1 protein-coding gene is annotated in these 3432 nt (G+C 77.5%); it reads left to right on the top strand.

Going from position 1 to position 3432, the window contains the following annotated elements; translation table 11 throughout:
- Positions 1-444 precede the first annotated feature (444 nt).
- Positions 445-3405 (top strand): helix-turn-helix transcriptional regulator, encoded by a 2961-nt coding sequence (locus FNQ90_RS28195; protein WP_182607123.1) that lies wholly within the window; start codon positions 445-447, stop codon positions 3403-3405.
- Positions 3406-3432: the final 27 nt, after the last annotated feature.

Here is a 3432-nt window from a genome sequence, read left to right as displayed (position 1 = left end):
GCCGGGGTGCGGCGGGAGGGGAGGAACAGAGCGATGAGTGTGGCCGAAAAGCGTCGGTGGTAGCGTGACCGCCGCAGACGCCGTGCGCGGTGTCCCGAAAGGACCTTGACACGACGTCATTCACGTCACCCGGGTGATGCGCGTGCTTCCGCCCGGGGGCCTCCGCGTCCGGTCCGGGAACGCCGCGGTGACGCGGTGCCGATGTTGGTCCCGAGCCCTCTGCCCGGCATCGGCGAAATCACCGACCTCCGCTCCGTGTCTTGTCGGCTCCGTACGAAACCCGGGCGTTCTGTGCGCGCGCACAGTTCCCCGCGTCACGGACTGGGCACCCGCCTCGACTTGGACACGCCGGCATGGACGAGCGATCCGGTCGGTGCTGTCGTGCGACAACGGGCGTGACGGGGGCACCTGCGATCACGCCCCGGGCAGGGAGGTCCGAACCACATGGACAGTCCTTCGACGTCCTCGTTCCCGAGCCGGTCCCGTACGGACACCGCGGTCCGCGCCCTGCTGGACCGCGCCCGCGCGGGCCACGGAGGCGCGCTGCTGGTGCGCGCCGAGACGGGTATGGGGGTCAGCGCGGTGCTGGAGAGGGCGGCCTCCGCCTTCGCCGCGCCACCGGTCCGCGGGCGCGGGCGGTGGCCCGCCCCACCGTCCGCCCCGGGCGGGAGCGTGGCATCCCGGCCCGCCGCGCCTCCCGGCGCCGGTCGCCTCTCGACCGTGCCGGTCGAGTTCCCCGAACCGGTGGTCCGGCTGCGCGGCGTGCGGGCCGAGACCGGGATGCCGCTGGCGGGTCTGCACGCCCTGGCCACCCGGCTGGCCGGTCCCGGGGCCGCCCGGGAACTGCTGGGGAGCAGCAGACCGGGCGACGCGCCGCCCGCGACGGTTCCGGTGCTCGGGGACGCCGTGCTGCTGCTGTTGCAGGAGCGGACCCGGGCGGGTGGCCCGGTGCTGTGCTGCGTGGACGACGTCCAGTGGGTGGATCCGGTCTCCCGCGAGGTACTGGGCTTCGTCGCCCGCCGCCTGGGGGCCGGGATGCCGGTGGCGCTGGTGATGGGCCTGACCGGGATCGGTCCGGGTTCGCCCCCCGACGGCCTGCTGGGCGGCGTTCCGGAGGAGGTGCTGCTGCCGCTGGCCGACGCGGAGGTCGAGACCCTGCTGGACCGCTCGTTGCCCGAGGGCGCGGACCCGGCGGTGCGCGAGGCCCTGGCGCACGGGGCGGCCGGCAACCCGGGACTCCTGGCGGACCTGCTGGAACGGCTCTCGTCGGCCCGCCTGACGGGGGTGGATCCGCTGCCCCGCCCGCTGCCGGTGGACGGCCCCCGGTTGCGCAGGACCGAGCAGGCCATCCGTTCGCTGCCCCACCCCACCCGGGAGCTGCTGGTGTTCGTGGCCGCCGCGTGCGAGGTGCGGGGGGAGGCGGAGATCGGCGTGGTGCTGCGGGCCGCCGGGCCCGCCGCCGGTTCCACCGGCCCGGGGTCGGACCACCCGGAGGAGGGCGGGGCCGGTGGGGCCGGTTCCGGTGCCTACCCCGCGGCCCCGGCGGAGGCGGCCGGGGTGCTGCGCCGGGAGGGCGACCGATGGCGTCCGGGCGGTCCGTTGGTGTGGCGGGCGGTGCGCCGGGTGGCGTCCCCCCGGCAGGTGCGGGAGGCGCACCGGGCCCTGGCCGGGGCGCTGCACGGGGCCGTGGATCCACTGCCGCGCCTGCGTCACCTGGCGGCCGCCGCGGACGGCCCGGACCCGGACCTCGCGGCCCGACTGGCCGCCGAGGTGGAGGCGGAGGGGGCCGCCGCGGTGCGTCCGCCGGGCGAGTCGGCCGACGCGCTGCTGTGCGCCGCGGAGCTGGTGACCGATCCGGACATCCGGGCGGGGTTGCTGACCGCCGCCGCCGAGCACACCTGGGCGGCCGGTCGGCCGCAGACCGCGCGGACCCTGCTGGAGCGGGCCCGGGTGCTGCCGGCCGGTGACGTCACCCGGGGACGGGCGGCGCTGGTTCTGGGCACCCTGCAACGGGAGTGCGGGGTGATCACCGATGCCCGGGAGTCCCTGACGCAGGCGGCCCGGCTGTTGGGCCCGCACGACCCGGACCGGGCCGGCGACGCCCTGCGGATCGCAGCCGAGGCCGCCTGGGTGGCGGGTACCGGTTCGCCGGTGTCACCGCTCGCCGGCGCCGGGGACGGGTCCCCCGGGCCCCGGGACGACTACGGGGCCGGGATGGCGGCCCTGCTGGAGAGCGGACTGGCGGCGGGCACGGCGCCGTTGCGGCGGGTGCTGGAGCGAGCCCGGCGCTCCGAGCACAGCGCCGACCTGCTGCGGGCGGCGGTGGTGGCGATGCTGCTGGGGGAGAACGACCTGGCGTACGCCTGCGCCTCGCGTGGCCTGGCGGTGGCCCGGTTGCGGGGCGAGCGGGTGCTGGAACCGCACGCCCTGGAACTGCTGGCCTACGCGGAACTGCGCTGCGGACGACAGGGGCGGGCCGCCGCGCACGCCCGGGAGGGGCTGCGCAGCGCGTTGCGCACCGGGCAGCGCAACAGCGCGGCCCACCACCACGCCGCGCTGGCGATGGCGGCGGCGATCGACGGGGACCCCGAGCGGTGTGCCCGGCACGCAGCCGACGCCGAGCAGGACGCCGGAGCGCACGGTCTGGGCATCGCGGCGACGATGGCGGAGTGGGCGTTGGCCCGGTGCGACCTGGCGCTCAACCGGCCGCGGCAGGCCGCGCTGCGACTGGGCGCCCTGCTGCGCAACGGCTCCGGTCGGGGCCACTTCGCGCTGCGCACCCTGGCGTTGCCCTGTTTCATCGAGGCGTCCGTGCTCGCCGGGCGGCCCGAGCACGCCCGTCCGGCGCTCTCGCACCTGGCGACCTGGGCGGCTGCCACCGCCGACCCGCAGGCGGTGCCGCAACTGCTGCGCTGCCGGGCCCTGTGCGCGCCGCCGGAGACCGCCCCGCAGGCGTTCGCCGGGGCGTTGGAGGCGCATCGGGGCGCGGACAACGCCTTCGAGCGTTCGCGTACCCAGTTGCTGCACGGCATGGCGCTGCGCCGGGGGCGTCGGCCGCGTGACGCCCGGGAGGTGCTGCGGGACGCGGTGATCGGCTTCGAACAGTGCGGTGCCGGGGCGTGGGCGGAGCGTGCCCGGGGCGAGCTGCGGGCGACGGGGGAGAGCGACCACCCCGCGGGCGGCCCGGCGCCGAAGGTGCTGGGTGCGCTGACCCCGCAGCAGTTGCGGGTGGCCCGGCACGTGGCGGAGGGGGCGACCAACCGGGAGGTGGCGGTGCGGCTCTCGGTGAGTCCGCGCACCGTCGACCATCACCTGCGGAACGTGTTCAGCGCCCTGGGCATCCGTTCGCGGGTGGAGCTGACCCGGTTGCTCGTCGACGCGCCGGAGACCCCGGGGCCGAGGTGAGGAGCGGGGACGCGCGCCGGGTGGGTG

The sequence above is a fragment of the Streptomyces alkaliphilus genome (genome assembly GCF_014141535.1).
Taxonomy (GTDB): Bacteria; Actinomycetota; Actinomycetes; order Streptomycetales; family Streptomycetaceae; genus Streptomyces; species Streptomyces alkaliphilus.
This window is presented reverse-complemented; position numbering and strand designations above follow the sequence as displayed.